Origin of the sequence: Bacillus sp. 275 (genome assembly GCF_001999205.1) — a bacterium.
In the GTDB taxonomy this organism is placed as follows: Bacteria; Bacillota; Bacilli; order Bacillales; family Bacillaceae; genus Bacillus; species Bacillus velezensis.
The window spans coordinates 2,889,356-2,906,610 of record NZ_CP019626.1 but is presented as its reverse complement, the minus strand read 5'-3'; the positions used below and the strand labels follow the sequence as shown (position 1 = coordinate 2,906,610).

The 17,255-nt window shown below is 48.5% G+C and carries 18 protein-coding genes; 4 read left to right on the top strand and 14 right to left on the bottom strand.

Annotated features, from left to right (window positions below):
* Positions 1-241: 241 nt before the first annotated feature.
* Positions 242-1,309: an NAD(P)/FAD-dependent oxidoreductase gene (locus tag BZ167_RS14195; RefSeq protein WP_007613539.1), complete on the top strand. Its 1,068-nt coding sequence runs from the start codon at positions 242-244 to the stop codon at positions 1,307-1,309.
* Positions 1,310-1,346: 37 nt separating this feature from the next.
* On the opposite strand, the gene BZ167_RS14190 is transcribed toward BZ167_RS14195, so the two are convergent.
* Positions 1,347-1,673 (bottom strand): YuzD family protein, encoded by a 327-nt coding sequence (locus tag BZ167_RS14190; protein WP_015240509.1) that lies wholly within the window; start codon positions 1,671-1,673, stop codon positions 1,347-1,349.
* A 79-nt stretch (positions 1,674-1,752) separates the two neighbouring features.
* Here BZ167_RS14190 and BZ167_RS14185 point away from each other — a divergent pair, with 79 nt between their 5' ends.
* Complete coding sequence (locus BZ167_RS14185) at positions 1,753-2,088, top strand: NifU family protein (RefSeq protein ID WP_169510385.1); 336 nt, start codon at positions 1,753-1,755, stop codon at positions 2,086-2,088.
* 40 nt (positions 2,089-2,128) lie between these two features.
* Here the strand turns inward: BZ167_RS14185 and BZ167_RS14180 are convergent, their stop codons facing one another.
* The 5 genes from BZ167_RS14180 to yutH all read right to left on the bottom strand — a co-directional run bounded on the left by BZ167_RS14180 (position 2,129) and on the right by yutH (position 8,712).
* Positions 2,129-4,105: a S9 family peptidase gene (locus BZ167_RS14180; protein WP_060675438.1), complete on the bottom strand. Its 1,977-nt coding sequence runs from the start codon at positions 4,103-4,105 to the stop codon at positions 2,129-2,131.
* Between the two features lie 103 nt (positions 4,106-4,208).
* Positions 4,209-5,138 carry a homoserine kinase gene (thrB, locus tag BZ167_RS14175; RefSeq protein WP_040238923.1) on the bottom strand — a complete coding sequence of 310 codons (930 nt, stop codon included), beginning with the start codon at positions 5,136-5,138 and terminating at the stop codon, positions 4,209-4,211.
* Entirely contained in the window at positions 5,135-6,193 is a 1,059-nt protein-coding gene (gene thrC, locus BZ167_RS14170) for a threonine synthase (protein WP_040238922.1), read from the bottom strand. Before thrC ends, thrB begins: the two co-directional genes overlap by 4 nt.
* On the bottom strand, positions 6,193-7,494 hold the full coding sequence (locus BZ167_RS14165) for a homoserine dehydrogenase (RefSeq protein ID WP_003151938.1): 1,302 nt from the start codon (positions 7,492-7,494) through the stop codon (positions 6,193-6,195). The genes thrC and BZ167_RS14165 overlap by 1 nt, the downstream gene beginning before the upstream one ends.
* A 201-nt stretch (positions 7,495-7,695) precedes the next feature.
* Entirely contained in the window at positions 7,696-8,712 is a 1,017-nt protein-coding gene (gene yutH, locus BZ167_RS14160) for a spore coat-associated protein CotNH (protein ID WP_007613555.1), read from the bottom strand.
* A 154-nt stretch (positions 8,713-8,866) separates the two neighbouring features.
* On the opposite strand from yutH, the gene BZ167_RS14155 reads away from it, so the two are divergent.
* Positions 8,867-9,367 (top strand): phosphatidylglycerophosphatase A family protein, encoded by a 501-nt coding sequence (locus BZ167_RS14155; protein ID WP_003151934.1) that lies wholly within the window; start codon positions 8,867-8,869, stop codon positions 9,365-9,367.
* A gap of 27 nt (positions 9,368-9,394) precedes the next feature.
* Here BZ167_RS14155 and BZ167_RS14150 read toward each other — a convergent pair whose 3' ends face one another.
* The 4 genes from BZ167_RS14150 to lipA all read right to left on the bottom strand — a co-directional run bounded on the left by BZ167_RS14150 (position 9,395) and on the right by lipA (position 12,048).
* A complete protein-coding gene (locus tag BZ167_RS14150; protein ID WP_007408728.1) occupies positions 9,395-10,165 on the bottom strand; it encodes a TIGR01457 family HAD-type hydrolase in 771 nt (256 codons plus the stop codon).
* Positions 10,166-10,198: 33 nt separating this feature from the next.
* Positions 10,199-10,633 carry a DUF86 domain-containing protein gene (locus tag BZ167_RS14145; RefSeq protein ID WP_015418141.1) on the bottom strand — a complete coding sequence of 145 codons (435 nt, stop codon included), beginning with the start codon at positions 10,631-10,633 and terminating at the stop codon, positions 10,199-10,201.
* A gap of 25 nt (positions 10,634-10,658) precedes the next feature.
* Positions 10,659-10,934 (bottom strand): YutD family protein, encoded by a 276-nt coding sequence (locus tag BZ167_RS14140; protein ID WP_003151928.1) that lies wholly within the window; start codon positions 10,932-10,934, stop codon positions 10,659-10,661.
* A gap of 217 nt (positions 10,935-11,151) precedes the next feature.
* The gene (gene lipA, locus BZ167_RS14130; RefSeq protein WP_003151923.1) at positions 11,152-12,048 is read right to left on the bottom strand and encodes a lipoyl synthase; all 897 of its coding nucleotides are present in this window, start codon (positions 12,046-12,048) and stop codon (positions 11,152-11,154) included.
* A 202-nt stretch (positions 12,049-12,250) separates the two neighbouring features.
* Here lipA and lytH point away from each other — a divergent pair, with 202 nt between their 5' ends.
* Positions 12,251-13,228 (top strand): L-Ala--D-Glu endopeptidase, encoded by a 978-nt coding sequence (lytH, locus tag BZ167_RS14125; protein WP_015418142.1) that lies wholly within the window; start codon positions 12,251-12,253, stop codon positions 13,226-13,228.
* A 37-nt stretch (positions 13,229-13,265) separates the two neighbouring features.
* Here the strand turns inward: lytH and yunB are convergent, their stop codons facing one another.
* From yunB to BZ167_RS14105, 4 genes are all read right to left on the bottom strand, one after another.
* On the bottom strand, positions 13,266-14,024 hold the full coding sequence (gene yunB / locus BZ167_RS14120; protein WP_015418143.1) for a sporulation protein YunB: 759 nt from the start codon (positions 14,022-14,024) through the stop codon (positions 13,266-13,268).
* Positions 14,025-14,149: 125 nt separating this feature from the next.
* Complete coding sequence (locus BZ167_RS14115) at positions 14,150-15,544, bottom strand: bifunctional metallophosphatase/5'-nucleotidase (RefSeq protein WP_077392120.1); 1,395 nt, start codon at positions 15,542-15,544, stop codon at positions 14,150-14,152.
* 17 nt (positions 15,545-15,561) lie between these two features.
* Entirely contained in the window at positions 15,562-16,383 is an 822-nt protein-coding gene (locus BZ167_RS14110) for a sulfite exporter TauE/SafE family protein (protein ID WP_007613562.1), read from the bottom strand.
* Positions 16,384-16,402: 19 nt separating this feature from the next.
* Positions 16,403-17,254, bottom strand: coding sequence for a DUF72 domain-containing protein (locus BZ167_RS14105; RefSeq protein ID WP_014305754.1), 852 nt, complete (start codon positions 17,252-17,254; stop codon positions 16,403-16,405).
* Between the last annotated feature and the right edge of the window lies 1 nt (position 17,255).

Here is a 17,255-nt window from a genome sequence, read left to right as displayed (position 1 = left end):
TATCCTAACGGAATTTCCTCTATTCGTCAAAGATCCGGTTTCACGCTCAATGTTATCGTAACATATTAATTCAGGTTAAAGGTTTTACTATTACGTGTTTTCTGGTCAATTTGTAGGTTATTTTAAAACTATTATTGTGGTTTTAGATCAAATTCGATATAATTCTAGATGTTATTTTACATAGTTCGTTATTTTGTAACAACATTGACTACCATATTTTTCGGGCAAAAGGGGAATCATTATGAAAAAATTGGTCTTGATCGGCGGGGGTTACGGAAACATGCGGGTGCTGCACCGCTTACTGCCGAACCAGCTTCCGTCAGATATATCCATCACGCTGATTGACAGAAACCCGTATCACTGCTTAAAAACAGAATATTATGCGCTCGCCGCCGGCACGATTTCTGATCATCATATCAGGGTGTCTTTTCCTGAGCATCCGAATCTGGATGTTCAATACGGTGAGGTGGCTTCCGTCGACACGAAAAACAAACAGGTTCTGTTTCATGACCGCGAACCGATTTCTTACGATGACGCGGTGATCGGACTGGGCTGCGAGGATAAGTATCATAACGTGCCCGGCGCGCCGGAACATACTTACAGCATTCAGACCATTGATCAGTCACGCGAAGCCTATCAAAAGCTGAACAACCTCGGCGCCAATGCATCTGTCGCTATCGTCGGAGCGGGATTAAGCGGCGTGGAGCTTGCCAGTGAATTAAGAGAGAGCCGTGACGATCTGAAGATTATGTTATTTGACCGGGGCGACCTGATTTTATCAAGCTTTCCGAAAAGACTCAGCAAGTATGTTCAGAAATGGTTTGAAGAACACGGCGTCACCATTATCAATAATGCGAATATTACAAAAGTGGAAGACGGGATCGTTTATAATCATGATGAAGGAATACCGGCCGATGCCATCGTGTGGACGGCGGGAATTCAGCCGAATAAAGCCGTCAGAGAACTGGACGCTGAAAAAGATCCGCAAGGCCGCATCGTTTTAACACCGCATCACAACCTTCCGGGCGATGAGCATGTTTACGTCGTCGGTGATTGCGCAAGCCTGCCGCATGCGCCGAGCGCCCAGCTGGCTGAAGCTCAAGCGGAACAAATTGTGCAGATCCTCCTGAAACGCTGGAACAATGAAGAGCTGCCGGAAACAATGCCGCAATTTAAGCTGAAAGGCGTTCTCGGTTCACTCGGAAAAAAAGCGGGCTTCGGTCTTGTCAACGACCGTCCGCTCATCGGGCGTGTGCCCCGTTTATTAAAATCAGGCCTTTTATGGATGTACAAGCATCATAACGGCTGATAAGAAAAAAGCCGCTGATTGCGATCAGCGGCCATTTTTAAGAGCCCGCAACATAGCCGCGCTTTTCCATTTCTTCATATATATCTTTTAAATGCGGATTCCCTTCCCCCACAATGACATCCTCCACCAGCACGAGCGGATAGAAAAATTCATCGTTTCTGATGCGCTCCGCAAGCTCTTCTGTCTCCTTTTGCTGAGGCGGTGCGTCAATATCAATATACCGCATGTGAAAAGGCTGCTCCGGATATTTCCGTTGCAGCGCCGCCTCCAGCCATTCAAACGTATCTTTGGCGCTCGGCATATTCACGCAGCTTGCGCAAAGCGTTTCAGCGCCGTAAACACTGAGCGTAACCGGCTTTGTCATGTATATCATCCCCTTTACACCAGTATACAAAGGACGCGGCAGCTTTTGTATAAAAAACGGTTTTTATGTTCAAGTTTAAATATGCTATAATGGGGAAAGCAGCTTTGCAAACCAAACATTAGATTTTTACCGTTACTGTGAATATAATGGTTTTATGTATATGAAAGGAGCGAATCTCATGACTGAGGTTGAAATGAAAGAGCAAGTACAGGAAGTATTGGATAAATTACGTCCGTTTCTGCTTCGTGACGGCGGTGACTGTGAGCTTGTTGACGTAGACGAAGGCATTGTAAAGCTTCGCCTCCTTGGCGCATGCGGCAGCTGCCCAAGTTCAACGATTACGCTGAAAGCCGGAATCGAACGCGCCCTTCTTGAAGAAGTACCGGGTGTCGTTGAAGTAGAACAAGTATTTTAATCATAAAACCAGGCTGCATGACAGCCTGGTTTTTTATTTTTTACAAATAGCCATCAAACCATGAACAAATATAACGGATGCGTTTCATCCGCTGTTCCGGATGGCCGCTTCTCGACAGCTCATGCGTGGCTTTCGGAAACCGGATGAACGACGTCGTTTTGTTCAGTTTCTTCAATGCGGTAAAGAGCTGCTCCGCCTGCTCTATCGGACAGCGGTCATCTCGCTCACCATGCAGGATCAAAAGCGGCGTCGAAACGCGGGACGCATATTTTACAGGAGAACGATCCCAAAGCTTATCCGCTTCCTCAAACAAATCATGTCCGAGCTGCCAGTCAGTAAAAAAGAAACCGATATCGCTGACACCGTGGAAGCTGAACCAATTTGAAATGGAGCGCTGCGTGACGGCTGCTTTAAAACGGCCGGTCTGCCCGACAATCCAATTCGTCATAAACCCTCCGTAGCTTCCGCCCGTCACACCGAGACGGCCGCTGTCAATAAACGGATACGCCTGAACGGCTTCATCCACCGCCTGCATGACATCACGGTAATCTCCGCCTCCGTAATCACCCCTGACACGATTGACAAAATCCTGCCCGTAGCCGTGGCTTCCTCTCGGGTTGACATACACGACAGCATATCCTTGTGCGGCCAGCACTTGGAATTCGTGAAAATACGTATGGCCGTACATCATGTGAGGCCCGCCGTGTATGTATAGAATGAGCGGATAAGTTTGATCCTCTTCAAAAACGGCGGGCTTTAAAAACCAGCCGTTTACCGTCAGCCCGTCCTTTGTTTCATATTGCAGCTTTTCCGGCACGGATATGATGCGCTCCTCAATAAACCGATCATTGTCGGATGTCAATTGCTTCTCTTCCCCTTCTTCGAGTGAAATGCTGTAAAGCTCGGAAGGCTGTGCGGGTTTGGCAATGACAGCGATACAGCTTTTCTGATCAGGATGAAAAGCAAAACCGTTCACGTACTCTTCTTCTAATCGGATCGGATAGACGAGGCCGTCAATCGAGATATAATAAATACCGGTGCTTCCCTGCTCGCTCCCGAGAACGTAAAAACCCTGCCCGTCGTTTGTCCATACAGGCCGGGGCGTCACCCCTCCTATGATTGAATCCGCAATCAGCGCATCGCTCAAATGAACATCCAGCATGTCGGTCAGGCAGGAGAGCCGCTCAGTTTTCACGTCGTACAGCCACGCTTTCTCTAAAGTCGCATTGCGAAATTCATTTTCATGGCCCAGCATCGCGATATAAGACCCGTCCGGTGAAAACACGCAGGAACCGAAAGAACCGCGGTGCGGCGTAATCTGCTTCAGGCTTCCGTCCGCCAGATTCATCAGATAGACATCGCTCGGCTTTCCGGCGTCACCCGGCTCGCATAAATTGGCGGTAAACGCAAGCTGCCTGCCATCCGGTGAAAAGGCCGCGCCATAATGATCCGCTTCATGATCCGTCAGCTGCCGAATCTCACCCGTTTCAAGATGAATCAGCACAAGCTGGGCCCAGCTTCCGTTCAGCAGGCCTTTCCCGTCACGTTTATATGTTAATGATTGAATATCAACCGGCTCATACTCGTCATGCTTCTTTTTTTCTTTCTCATCGGCGCGCTCCGCTGATGTCAGACTGACGGACACAAGCACGGATCTGCCGTCGGGCGCCCATATCGGATCTGATACGCCCCAAGGAATATCGGCCGCCTGCTCCGCCTCTCCGCCGGCAGCGTCGATGATGTACAGCTGAGGGACGCCATTCTCCCTGTCAGAAACAAAGGCGAGGCGCCGTCCGTCAGGCGACCACCGCGGACTTGTATTTCTATTGTCCCCGAAAGTCCACGGGTTTGAGATGCCGGATTCTGTGTCATATACCATAATGGCTGAGGAATAGGAATCACGCTTATGATTGACTGTTGTCCGGACGTAAGCGGCTCTTCTGCCGTCAGGGGCATATTGCGGGTCTGTCACGGATACGAGAGTCGCAATGTCCTCCTCGGTTATGAGTTTTTTCAAATCGTTTCTCCTCCTTTTCTTTTTTATTTCGCTTCCCTAAATAAAAATCCTTCTCCAGAAAAAGAAAGCGTCCTTCTCTGATGGGAAGAACGCTTTTTTATCATTATACACTTTTCACCTGCTCTAAAGGATTCCGTTCAATTACGCTTCCTTCTGACGGGACGGTAAGCGCCGCAATCTCACAGTGGGGGAAATGCTCAGAAAGCTGCTTTCTCAGCTCTTCTCCCTTTCCTTTTTCAATCAGGACAAGAATCGTCGGTCCCGCTCCGCTCAGCGCCGTCCCGTAGGCGCCTTTCATTTCGGCCGCATGTTCCACCTTTGAAAGCTCAGGAACAAGCATGGCGCGGTACGGCTGATGGAGGATGTCTTTTCTCATCATTTTCCCGGCGAGCGCCCAGTCATTTGACATGATCGCAGCAACGAGAAGGTTGCTGACGGCGCTTGCTTTAACGGCGCGTCGGTACGGCAGCTCTTTCGGGAGCACGTCTCTTGCGTCCCTGGTCAGAACTTCGTAAAACGGAATCACTGCCACAACGTCGATATCCGCTTCGGCAACACGCACGATATGTGTTTCATCTTTTTCGTGAAGGCCGATCACAAGCCCTCCTGCAAGGGAAGCAGCGGCATTATCAGGGTGCCCCTCTTCAAGACTGGCTAAGTGCAGCTTGTCGCTTTCCGACAGCTGCAGGCCGCATAACTCATCCGCAAGCTCAATGGCGGCGACGATAGCGGCCGCGCTGCTTCCTAGACCCCGCGCAAGGGGGATGTCACTCCACACTTTGACATGGGCGGGCGGCAGCTCTTTCTGATAGCGGTCAGCCGTCCGTTTGGCGACTTGGTAGATGAGGTTGTCCGTTCCTTGAGGGATGCCCGCGACAGTTTCGGTTTCCGCCGAGAACTGCCATTCATCGTTTCGGAAAACCGAAAGCTTCAAATATCTGCTGAGCGCCATCCCGACGGAATCAAACCCAGGCCCTAAGTTGGCGGTGCTTCCCGGAACCGTAATGGAAAACAGCATCTCCGCCTCATTCATACACGCGCCGCTCCATTTAAGTATTCCAGAATACTGTCCTCATCTGTCGGCAGTGTAATCGGTTTTATGTCAGATACGTCTACAGCCGTGTTCGGATCTTTCAGGCCGTTCCCGGTCAAAACTGCGACAACCTTGCTGCCTTTTGGAATTTCACCGGATTTCACCTGTTTCAAAACGCCGGCGATGGATGCACAGGAGCCCGGTTCGGCAAACACGCCTTCTTCACGGGCAATCAGCTGATAAGCGTGAAGAATTTCTTCATCTGTGACTTCATCAATTTTTCCGGCTGATTCTTCCGCAGCGAGCACCGCTTTGTCCCAGCTGGCAGGATTCCCGATTCGGATTGCCGTCGCAACGGTCTCTGGATTTTTAATGACTTCGCCGCGGACGATAGCCGCAGAACCTTCCGCCTCAAAACCGCGCATCTTCGGAAGTCCGGTGCCGTTTTTCTCATGATATTCTTTGAACCCTTTCCAGTAGGCCGTGATATTCCCCGCATTACCTACCGGGATCGCCAGAATGTCCGGCGCTCCGCCAAGCTGTTCGCATACTTCAAAGGCCGCTGTTTTTTGCCCTTCAATCCGGTAAGGGTTTACTGAATTCACTAATGCAATCGGTGATTTTTCGCAAATCGACCGGACGATGGCCAGCGCGTCGTCAAAGTTTCCGTCAATCGCGATGATTTCCGCACCGTACATGACGGCCTGCGCAAGTTTTCCGAAGGCGATTTTTCCGTCCGGGATGATGACGATGCATTTCATGCCGGCTCTCGCCGCGTATGCCGCAGCTGCCGCGGATGTGTTCCCTGTAGAGGCGCACATGATGGTATCATTGCCTTCTTCTTTCGCTTTGGCGACCGCCATGACCATGCCGCGGTCTTTAAAGGATCCCGTCGGATTAACGCCCTCTGTTTTCACATGCAGTTCAATTCCGAGCTTTTCGGAAAGTTTCGGCAGGTGAATCAGCGGTGTGTTGCCTTCATGCAATGTCAGGGCCGGCGTCTGATCCGTCACCGGCAGAAATTCTTTATATTGATGGATGAGTCCTTTCCACATTAGCTCCAACCGTTCCCTTCTACGCGATATGTGCTTTTTACTTCTTGTACAACTTCGAGGTCATTTAAGTTTTGCAGAATGTCACTGAAATCTTCTTCCGATGTATGATGCGTGACGATGACGATTTCCGCGAGGTCGTCATGGCCTTTGATCGGCAGCTGCAGAATTTTTTCAAAGCTGACGCCGCGCTCTGAGAAGGCCGATGTGATTTTTGAAAAAGAGCCGACCTGGTCTTTGACGTGAATTCTTAAAAACTGCTGGGCATAGATATCAGACGGCTGCTTCAGATTTCTTTCAAACTGCGGGGCGACAAAGCTGTTTCCGTTTACGCCGAGACGCATGTTTTTCATGACCGCGACCAGATCGGAAACGACCGATGTCGCAGTCGGCATGCTTCCGGCTCCGGGGCCGTAAAACATCGTTTCGCCGACGGCTTCTCCGTACACGTAAACGGCATTAAACTCGTTATGCACCGCAGAGAGCGGATGATGATCCGGAAGCAGTGTCGGCTGAACGCTGACTTCGATTTTATTGTCATCACGCTGGGCGATGCCGATCAGCTTCATCGTATAGCCGAGCCGTTTACTGAAGCTGATATCTTCATCCGTAATCCGGGAAATTCCTTTTACTTTGACATCGTCCAGATCGACATTCATAGAGAAGCCGAGACGGGCTAAAATCGCCATCTTGCGTGCGGCATCGAGCCCTTCTACATCGGCGGTCGGGTCCGCTTCCGCGAATCCGAGATCCTGCGCTTCCTTCAGCACTTCTTCATACGGGCTTTTTTCTTTAATCATTTTCGTTAAGATGAAGTTCGTCGTTCCGTTGACGATTCCCATCATTTTTGTGATCCGGTCAGAAGAAAGGCCTTCTTCGAGCGTGCGTAAAATCGGGATTCCGCCGGCGACACTCGCTTCATAATACAAGTCACAGCCATTTTCCTTTGCGGCGGCTAAAAGCTCTGACCCGTATACGGCGATCAGATCTTTATTTGCGGTCACAACATGTTTTTTCGCTTTCAAGGCATCAAGAAGATATTGCTTCGTCTGTTCGACACCGCCGATGACTTCAATAATCACGTCGACCTCAGGGTCATCGATCACATCATAGACTTCTGTCGTCAGCACTTCTTTCGGCAGATCTGCGTCTCGTTTTTTATCAATATCTTTAACTAGCACTTTTTTGATCGTCACCGGACAGCCGACCTGGTGCATAAGCTTATCCTGATGATCTTGTATAATTTTGACGACTCCGCTTCCCACGGTTCCCAGTCCTAACAGTCCAATACGAATCGCTTCCAAAGAGAAACTCCACCTTTCTTCCTTTTGTCCACTAGAAAAGGACAATTGTTAACCCTTCACAGACATTTAAGTTACAAATATTATATAAGCCCGCATTTGTTTTGACAAGCGGCTGAATATTGTTTCTACGGCTATGAAAACGCTTAACACATTGATATGACAAGATTCCCTATTTTCTAAATATTTTTACGTCATATTTTCTTACGAACTGATTCCTTTTCCGAGCCACGCCACAGGCGGGACAAAAACCTGCGCCGACCTGACATTCATCATGTTGTGACATGTCTGTAAAAACTGTTCATAGCGAGTGCAGTCGGCAAGAATGTAGTCAAGCTGCTCTTCGTAAAACTGTTTTTCAGAATCATGAGAAATGTAATAGCTCTCCACCGTCTCGAAGAAATGGAGCGGAAACAGCAGGCGGCTGTAAAACAGGCGTTTGGAAAAGGAGGATAACGGCGTAACTTGCTCATATTCCTGCAGAAACAAAAATCCATCTTTGAGCAGGTCGTCACGATGATACAAATATGTGCTGCGCATATATTCCGCAATATCACGGGCGGCATGGTCGAATACCCAATCGCCCGGAATGCGGATCAATGATTCCTCCGACCAGGTATCCCGTTCCATCCGCTGATGGCAGATTGTCCCCGAGTCTTCTGCGCCGGGATTGTCATCCAGCTCCGTATCCACTAAATATTGAATGGCGTTTTCCGCTAAGCCTGAATAATAAGGAAATGCTTCGATCATTTTCTTTTCGAACGGTTCAAGCGGAGACATATGAATTTTCTGCATCCAGAATGATTCCAGCTGATCCACCCGTTTTCCCCATAAGTCCTTCCATTGGCCGATCCTGCCCGCTTCTTTCACTTCGTACGGAAAACCCCGCCCTTTTCTGTGAAATTCGGCAAGCTCCCCTCCGACAGAAAACGACCGGTTTGAGACGGGAATCGGCGCTTTTAAGAGCGCATACGTTTTGCCCTCGTCCTCAAAGGTCAGTTCTCCTTCCTTCGTAAAGATAAACACTGAAACGTATGGGTCACTTTGTTCTTGTAAATACTGACTCATGTAGTAAAGCTCCGTCAGCTCTGATTGCGAAAACCCGGAAACGGGAATTATAAGAAAGAAGGAATTAGGCGTCTGGAAGCATTGGTATTTCTGATAAACGGAAAGCTGTCTGACGTGGATGCCGTATTTTTCTTTAATGATGCTTTTCATCATAATCACCTGCCTGAAAAATTAGAGCTATTCACATCGTAGTCATACGCCGGCGGAATTATGAATACATATTGTAATCCTTTGAATCAAGTTGAGAAACATCGTACACATCGGAAGAGTGTTGTATAAACTAGTAAAAAAAGATTGGGTGAAGCAAATGTCAGAAAAGGAACAACTGAATCAGGTGGAAGCTGTCGCCAGGGCGCGTTTAAAAGAACGGGGGGTTGAGACGGACGATATTGCCGAGCTGGTGTATTTCCTTCAAAAAAAATATCATCCTGATTTGACGATGGAAGTATGCAGGCTCAATGTGGACCGTGTCATCGCAAAACGCGAGGTGCAAAACGCCATTTTAACGGGAATAGAATTAGATGTGCTCGCCGAACAAAAAAAGCTGTCTGAACCGCTTCAGACCATTCTGGCGATTGATGAAAGCCTGTATGGGGTTGACGAGGTGCTCGCCTTCTCTATCGTGAATATATACGGCTCGATCGGCTTTACGAATTACGGCTACATTGACAAAGAAAAACCCGGTATTCTCGGGCGGTTAAATGATAAATCTACTGGCGAATGCCATACGTTTCTTGATGATATCGTCGGCGCAATCGCAGCAGCGGCTTCAAGCCGGCTTGCTCACAGCGCCAGAAATACAGAATAAGGACGGCCGTCATGGCCGTCCCTTTTTTTATAGATGTTCAATCCATTCGGTTAAAGAATCAATCGCATATGTCGGCTTCTGGCCGTAATCTGCCATATGCTCACGCTTTGTCACTCCGGTGTGAACCAGCAGCGTATCCATGCCCGCATTGATGCCGGCCATAATATCCGTTGCATAGTTATCGCCGACCATGAGTGTTTCGGAAATATCCGTTCCGAGCACACGCATCGCCTGTTCCATAATAATGGATTCAGGCTTGCCGATAAAGACAGGCTCAACGCCCGTTGACACCGTCAAAACGGATGTGAGCGAACCGTTCCCTGGTAAAAGTCCTCTTTCAGTCGGAATGGCGACGTCGCCGTTTGTTGAAATGAACCGGGCGCCGTTTCTGATCGCAAGGCATCCCGTTGCCAACTTTTCATATGTAATGCCGCGGTCGATTCCCACAACGACAAAGTCCGCGTTTTCTTCTCCGAAGCTCAGCCCGTTTTCTTCAATGGCCTGACGGATGCCTTCTTCGCCGATCACATACACCGACGCGTCTTTTTTCTCCTGGGCGATATGCTGCGCAGTCGCCATGCTCGTCGTGAAGACCTGCTCTTCAGATGCCGGAATGTCAAAGCTCATCAGCTTGTCCGCCACCTGCTTCGGCGTCCGGGAAGAATTGTTCGTCACGAATAAATACGGAATGCCGCGCGCTTTAAGCGTTCTCACGAATTCACACGCTTCTTCGATTTTTTCCGTCCCGTTGTACATTGTGCCGTCCAAATCTATCAAATATCCTTTATAATCCTTCATACTCAACACTCCTGTGGATTTTCTCACTCGTTGTTATTTAAATGCGGAAACAGGCCCTAATTCTGTTTCCAGGTAGGTTCTTACACGGGCTGGAAAGGCTTTCAGCACGTCCCTGTTTGACGTGATCAGCGTAAACAGCTCCTGATGGTCGGCGCGCTGATATTCCTGGACAAGCTGCTTTCTGGAAGAGATCAGCTGCTTCAGCTTATTTCCTTCATCCTCAGCTACCACCTTTTCATCCGTCAGAATATCCATGATGTCGTCATAACTGCCCGGATCGCGCATGATAAAGCCGTCAATCATATCATTTCCGACATCGAGTATGCATTCGATCATAAGATGGCTGATCCGCTCAAGCGCCCTTTTTTCGATCTCGCTCTCCCATGCAGGCGTGCTGTCAAACAGCGCAAGCTGGGTCTCAAAAAAACGGAGTGTTTGTTCGATATTATTTCTGTCAACAAAATACACGTGACAGCATCCCCTTCTGCATCAATTATTTTCTGATTCGTTTTAAAACAAAATACGCGCAGCCGAAATTGCAGTATTCGTAAATGTATTCGTCCAATGTGCTGATTTTCGTTTCAAAGGTTGCTTTTTGATTCTGGTCATCAAAGAAGCCTTTGAGCCGCAGCTGACTGTATCCCCAGTCTCCCACAATGTAATCATATTTATTTAATATGTCCGAATAGCGGGCTTTGAACGCTTCTTCATTGAAGCCGTTTTTAAAATCGTGTACGAGTTCAAACTCGGCATTTTGAATAAGAATCATGTCTTCACCTCTTTTATCACTCTTTACTATCATAATTCATTGACTTCTGTCCATCAATTGCAAAATGAGACGGTTCGGACGGACGGAGAATTTTTCCTCTTTATATCCAGTGTAGCGGTTCAGACGATCCTTATTCAAGAATGACTTTTTCCCTGCAAAAACGGCTCCATCACAAAAAACCCAAAACCTGCGGCGTTTTGGGTTTTTTCGGCTTATCTTATGCTTGGGCCTGGCGTTTTTTAGACGCTTCGTTCACTTGTTCATCCGCATGGTAGGAAGAACGGACAAGCGGGCCTGCTTCACAGTGGCTGAAGCCTTTTTGCATCGCGATTTCTTTCAGTTCGGCAAATTCGTCCGGATGATAATATTTTTGGACTTTTAAATGTTTTTTCGACGGCTGCAGGTATTGGCCGATCGCCATGATGTCGACATTGTTCGCAAGCAGGTCGTCCATCACTTCAATAATTTCTTCCTTCGTTTCGCCGAGACCGATCATAATGCTTGATTTCGTCGGGATGTCAGGCTGCATTTCTTTCGCACGGCGCAAGAATTCCAAAGAACGATCATATGTTGCGCGGGCCCGGACTCTCGGTGTCAGGCGGCGGACGGTTTCAATGTTGTGGTTCAGAATATCAGGACGGGTATCCATTAATGTTTTCAGGTTGTCGTAATTTCCGCCCATATCGGATGGCAGCACTTCAATTGTCGTGAACGGACTTTTTCTGCGGATCGCCCGGACCGTTTCCGCAAAGACGCCTGCTCCGCCGTCTTTCTGATCATCACGCGCTACGGCCGTGATGACGGCGTGTTTTAAATTCATCAGCGCGACGGAATCAGCTACGCGTTCCGGTTCCTGCAGATCCAGCTCAGTCGGCAGTCCCGTTTTTACAGCGCAGAAGCGGCATGCTCTCGTACAGACGGAACCGAGAATCATGAACGTCGCCGTACGTCTGACAGCCCAGCATTCATGGATGTTCGGGCATTTTGCTTCTTCACATACGGTATGCAGATTATTTTCACGCATTAATTTTTTCAGACCCGTATAGTTTTCATTCGTGTTCAGCTTTATTTTGAGCCATTCCGGCTTTCTCAGATGCTCGTCTTTCTTTGCCATTTCCCCATCATCTCCATTATCCCTTTATTCATGTTCGTGTGCGAAAAATTTCTATTTCACGATGGATATAAAACTTGCGGATTTCTATTCAATAGTCACTTTAACATAGGAAAAATTTCTCGACAAGGGAAGAGAATTACTTACATTTTCTCGGATTGTTGCCGCAAACTATTTGTATTCAATCCTGAAAGGAGATCATGTTGTGAAAGTTCTGTTATCTGCTCTTCTCCTTTTTTCAGTTTTCTGTCCGGCTGCAAGCGGGAAAGAACAATCGGCTCCTGTTTACGGCGAACGGATGCAGTTGTACCGCAAAGCCGAAGCAGTCACGCAGATTCCTTGGTATGTGCTTGCGGCGGTTGATCAATATGAAGAAAATGTCCGCTCGAACCGAAAGGATCTGCCGGAAAAAGCGGGAATCATCAGCATTTATATTCCGGATCATTTGTGGAGCGGCCCTGAAAATCCAAATCCTAAGGACGATGCGCCTCTCAGCATTAAAGTATTTGACGGGATCGGCTTGGACGGCGACGGCGACGGAAAAGCCGAGGTAAGCAATGATGAGGATATCCTTTATACATTTGCTCAGTATTTAGCGGGATTCGGAACGGATCTTGACCATATCCGCATCGGCCTCTGGAATTATTACCGCCGTGATCAGACGGTCGGCATTATCACCGAATTCATGACACTGTTTAAAACGTTCGGCCGCCTTGATCTCGGAGAGCACGCCTTTCCGCTTCCCGTGAAGACGGATTACAGCTACCGCAGCACATGGGGCGCCGCACGGGGTTTCGGCGGGCGCCGGATTCACGAAGGAACGGATCTGTTCGCTCATTACGGGCTCCCCGTCAGATCGACCTGCTACGGTATTGTTGAAATGAAGGGCTGGAACCGTTTCGGCGGCTGGAGAATCGGTATCAGGGATATCAATAACACGTATCACTACTTCGCTCACCTGAACGGCTTTGCAAAAGGTGTGCATAAAGGCCAGATCGTCAAACCCGGAGAGGTGATCGGCTCTGTCGGCAGTTCCGGATACGGACCGCCGGGCACCGCGGGAAAATTTCCGCCGCATCTTCACTACGGGATGTATAAAGATAACGGCAGATCGGAATGGTCTTTTGATCCGTATCCTCATTTAAGGGCATGGGAACGTAAAGAAATCCGCAGGAAAAAGTAAACACACAGCCGCCAGGAAAGATTGCGGCTGTGTGTTTTTATTTATCTTTCTTCTGTTTTTCATTCGGCAGCTGGACGGAAGGCGTCACACCTGACCCGCCGCTTCCGTTATAAAACTGCGGCACCTCTCCTTGAATCGCTTTAATGGAGACCGGAATATTATTTGTCACGACTGATGTCTTACTGGCAAACGGAATAATGACCTTCACTTTTATTTCCACAAAAATACTGATATCGATCAGGGCATTGTTAATGCCGTACGGCTTTATTTTTGTTTTCACATCAGTTAACGCATCACCGATCAGGTTAAAGCGCACGGGGATTTTCGGCCCGAGATTTCCGAGAATGCTGTTTCCCGTGACCTGCCCTAAGGGAATATCGATCATAATTTCATCGGCCGTTTTCGCGTCTTTTTCCGTTTCATGCTGCTTATTGTTCGACTCCGCTTCCTTCAGATGAGCCTGAAGCTGCTTTGTCACTTTCGCCTTCATACTGTTGACCATTTGTGTATTAAAATCCATCGTTGTGACTTTTCCGTTTTCATCCGTTTTCATATCGACCATATCTTTCACATTGTCGCTGTGAGACATGTATTCTTCAATGGATTCCGTAATGACCTCTGTCGCCACCCGTTTGGTTTCCATTTCCCCTATGTTCATCAGCACCGGTTTGATTGAGGAGTTGATCATCCAAAGGCTGATGACCGTCGATATGATAAAAAAAGCAAACGACAGAAGAAGCACATATCGAAAAGGCAAAGGCCCTCTCTTGCGAAGAGCGCTCCGGTATCTAGGCAAGAAAAATCCCCCCTTACATATCACAATGTATGCTTGTAAGGGGGGACATAGTATTTTATTTTCACACTTAAAAAGTCCCGCTTACCTTCACTCGGATGTAATGGAACGGCCGGCGGATTCTGACATTACGGCTGCCGCGCGAGCTTCCAGGCGAGCAGATCCCTTAAAAACTCCGGCATAAAGTATTGCTTTTCTTTTGAATCGCGGATGTAAGGGAACAGCTTTCCGAGTGTAAACATGTCGAGAACGGCAACCGAGTATATCCGCTCCGGATCAACCTCTTCTCCGTTCACTTTCACATTGAGGAGATGCGTCACACCGTCTTCAAGAATGCCGGCCTCTGCCTCCGCTCCGGCATATACCATCCTGCCCATCACTTCCCCGCGGAAGCCGAGGCCTTTTATCCGCAGCTGCTCCATTTGTTCCGAGGCGGCCTGGCTGATTGTTTCCTGAAGTTCTCTGCCTGAAAGACGAACGGCCACCGGATTGATCGGATGAGGACAGATACGGTGCAGGTCAAGCTTTGTGACAGGCCCCTTCTGTAAAGGCCCCAAAATAACGCCTGAATTCACCATGCTGACTTCACAGCCGCACCAGCTTTTCAGCGCTTCGGCTAATAGAAGCGGGAGGGGCGATTCCTCAAACCATTTCACGCCGGCTTCTTCATTCAGATTGGCGACTTGTTCGGAGAGCAGGTTTTCCGCTTCCCGTTCTTTCTCTTTCAGAAAAGCCGCCGTATCTTCAGATTCCCCTTGCCAATCAGCCATTTTCTGTACAGATGCCTGTTTGCTGACAATGGTTCGTGATTCACTTTCTATCGTCAGCTCGACACAGCCGACATAGTTCCCGTATTTTTCCGCACATGCAAGCAATACGCCGTTTATGTCCTGTCCGTCCTCAAGAAGGTGGTGCGTATGTGATTCAAGAATGACATCGATGTCCGGAAATTTTTCCGCTGCGGCCCTGTCATCGATCAGGCCTAAATGAGAAAGCAGAATGATGATGTCCGCTTTGCCCTTAATATCGTCAAGTGATTCTTGAATGCTTTTTTCCGCATCCGTCACCGTCCAGCCGAGTTTTTGATAGACGGGATAATACGGCACCGTGACGCCCAGTATGCCGGCGGTCATCCCGTTTTTCAGCGTTTTGATCACGTAGGGCTCGGCCCATTCCGGCCGCTGTCCGTCCGCGTCAAACAGGTTGGACACAATGACGGGAAACGCGGCATGGGTATATAAATCCGCCAGCTCATCGTGAGGCAGCGTAATTCCTTCATTATTCCCGACGGCAGCCGCATCGATCTCAAGCCGATTTAATAAGTCGACATTCGCTTTGCCGAAGGTCGCTTCCGTTATCATTTGGAATCGGTCCATATGATCGCCGATGTCGAATACGAGTGTTTCCTCCCCGTCTTTTTCATGTTCATTTTTCTTCTGCTCAATATAATGTACGATTTTCGGCCAATTTTCGAAATGGCTGTGCAAATCATTCGTATGATATAAACGGAGCTTCTCTAACATACCATCTCTCCTACCTTTTAGCTGAATATCCCTTGATAAATCAATTCACAGCCGATCAAAATCAAGACGACCCGCATGAAAAGCACGATCGTTTTCGTCTGCACCCGCTTATTAACCCACGCGCCCATTTTGCCGCCGAACCACGCGCCCGGAACGAGGCACAGCGCATACAGCCAATTGACATGGCCCTCTGCGATATGTGACACGGAACCCGTCACGGAGGATAAGAAAATAATGAGCATTGACGTCGCCACAGCCACTTTCGGCGGGAACAAAAATAACAGCATCATGGCCGGAACCATCAGAGAGCCGCCGCCAATGCCGAAAAGACCGCCCAATAAACCGACGAAAAAGGCAATCACGATACCGGTGAAAATACGGTACGAATATGTATAAAGCTCACCCGATTCATCCTCATATGTCCGGATCATGCCTTTATGCGCTTTATTGACCGGTTTTGCTTTCGCCTTCAGCATTAATGTAATGGAAATCAAAATCATAAAAAGTCCGAACCAGACGGAAAACGTATGCGCATTAAAAAGTTTAGACAAATACGCGCCGATGATGCTTCCCGGGCCGGAACCGATAAAAAAGATCAGTCCGCTTTTGTAGTCAACGGTTTTATATTTCATATAGGCCAAAGTTGATGACAGGCCCGTAAAAATAATCACCAAAAGGGACGTGCCGATGGCAGTCTGCGGTGTTACGTCATGGAAAAACGGAGTCATCGTGCTTAAATAGAGCATTGCCGGCACGATGATAATTCCTCCCCCAAGCCCGATCAGGCTGCCGACCGTTCCCGCGATAAATCCCAATATAATCAAAATAAGATAAGACATGTGTCTTGAAACCTCTTTTCTAGCTGAATAGGTCGAGCTGCTTCGGAGCAAGTCCGGTATATGAGATATTTAACATTTCAAGCATCTCAAGCCCGTTATCGGCGGCGTCTCCGCCTGAGTTATTGTTGAAGAGCACATACAGATTGCGCGACTGTTTTTTCAGCTCCTGAAGATTGTTTTTCCAATCTTTGAGCTCCTGTTTGTTATAGCGGTATAAATATCTGACCTCACGCCAATTTTGTCCGCCGTCAGGTTTGATCCAGCCCTGTTTGTTCCGCCCGTGAAAACGGACAAGCGTTTTTTCTTCATCCGTTGCTTTCAGGACGGTCGGAATGCTGCCCTCGCCGATTTGCGGCTCGTCACATATGCTGTGAATCCAGCCTTCCTCCTTCATAAAGGAAAGCGTCTGTTCGTAAAATGGCGGGGAAAACCAAGACCGGTTGCGGAATTCAAGCGCGCACGGGATATCGCCCATCTGCTGCCTGCACCATCTTAAATATGCGACGTTTTCTTTCTTGCAGTCAAACCACGGCGGGAATTGGAACAGCACCATGGCAAGCTTTCCATGCTCTATATACGGCGATAATGACAGCTTAAACGCCTCAAACATTTCTTCCTTCGATTCAAAGGGAATATCGCCGCGCTGATGGCCTGTCATTCCTTGATATGCCTTAATGACAAATTGAAAAGATTCCGGCGTCTCTTTGACCCACCTTTCATTATTGCGGGCGGGCTGTATCGCGTAAAAGCTCGCGTCCAGCTCAACGATGGGAAAATGGGAGGAATACGCCTGCAGTTTTTGCGGGCCCGCTGTTTTCGGCGGATAGATGCTGTCATGATCCCCCCACCCCGTCAGTCCGATATAAATCACA

What these genes read in the sequence shown, in the direction of transcription:
- BZ167_RS14150 (WP_007408728.1), bottom strand. Translation starts at nt 10,165, where the DNA reads ATGAAGGATTATAAAGGATATTTGATAGATTTGGACGGCACAATGTAC.
- BZ167_RS14195 (WP_007613539.1), top strand. Translation starts at nt 242, where the DNA reads ATGAAAAAATTGGTCTTGATCGGCGGGGGTTACGGAAACATGCGGGTG.
- yutH (WP_007613555.1), bottom strand. Translation starts at nt 8,712, where the DNA reads ATGATGAAAAGCATCATTAAAGAAAAATACGGCATCCACGTCAGACAG.
- BZ167_RS14190 (WP_015240509.1), bottom strand. Translation starts at nt 1,673, where the DNA reads ATGACAAAGCCGGTTACGCTCAGTGTTTACGGCGCTGAAACGCTTTGC.
- thrC (WP_040238922.1), bottom strand. Translation starts at nt 6,193, where the DNA reads ATGTGGAAAGGACTCATCCATCAATATAAAGAATTTCTGCCGGTGACG.
- BZ167_RS14110 (WP_007613562.1), bottom strand. Translation starts at nt 16,383, where the DNA reads ATGTCTTATCTTATTTTGATTATATTGGGATTTATCGCGGGAACGGTC.
- lipA (WP_003151923.1), bottom strand. Translation starts at nt 12,048, where the DNA reads ATGGCAAAGAAAGACGAGCATCTGAGAAAGCCGGAATGGCTCAAAATA.
- BZ167_RS14155 (WP_003151934.1), top strand. Translation starts at nt 8,867, where the DNA reads ATGTCAGAAAAGGAACAACTGAATCAGGTGGAAGCTGTCGCCAGGGCG.
- BZ167_RS14140 (WP_003151928.1), bottom strand. Translation starts at nt 10,934, where the DNA reads ATGATTCTTATTCAAAATGCCGAGTTTGAACTCGTACACGATTTTAAA.
- BZ167_RS14115 (WP_077392120.1), bottom strand. Translation starts at nt 15,544, where the DNA reads ATGTTAGAGAAGCTCCGTTTATATCATACGAATGATTTGCACAGCCAT.
- thrB (WP_040238923.1), bottom strand. Translation starts at nt 5,138, where the DNA reads ATGAATGAGGCGGAGATGCTGTTTTCCATTACGGTTCCGGGAAGCACC.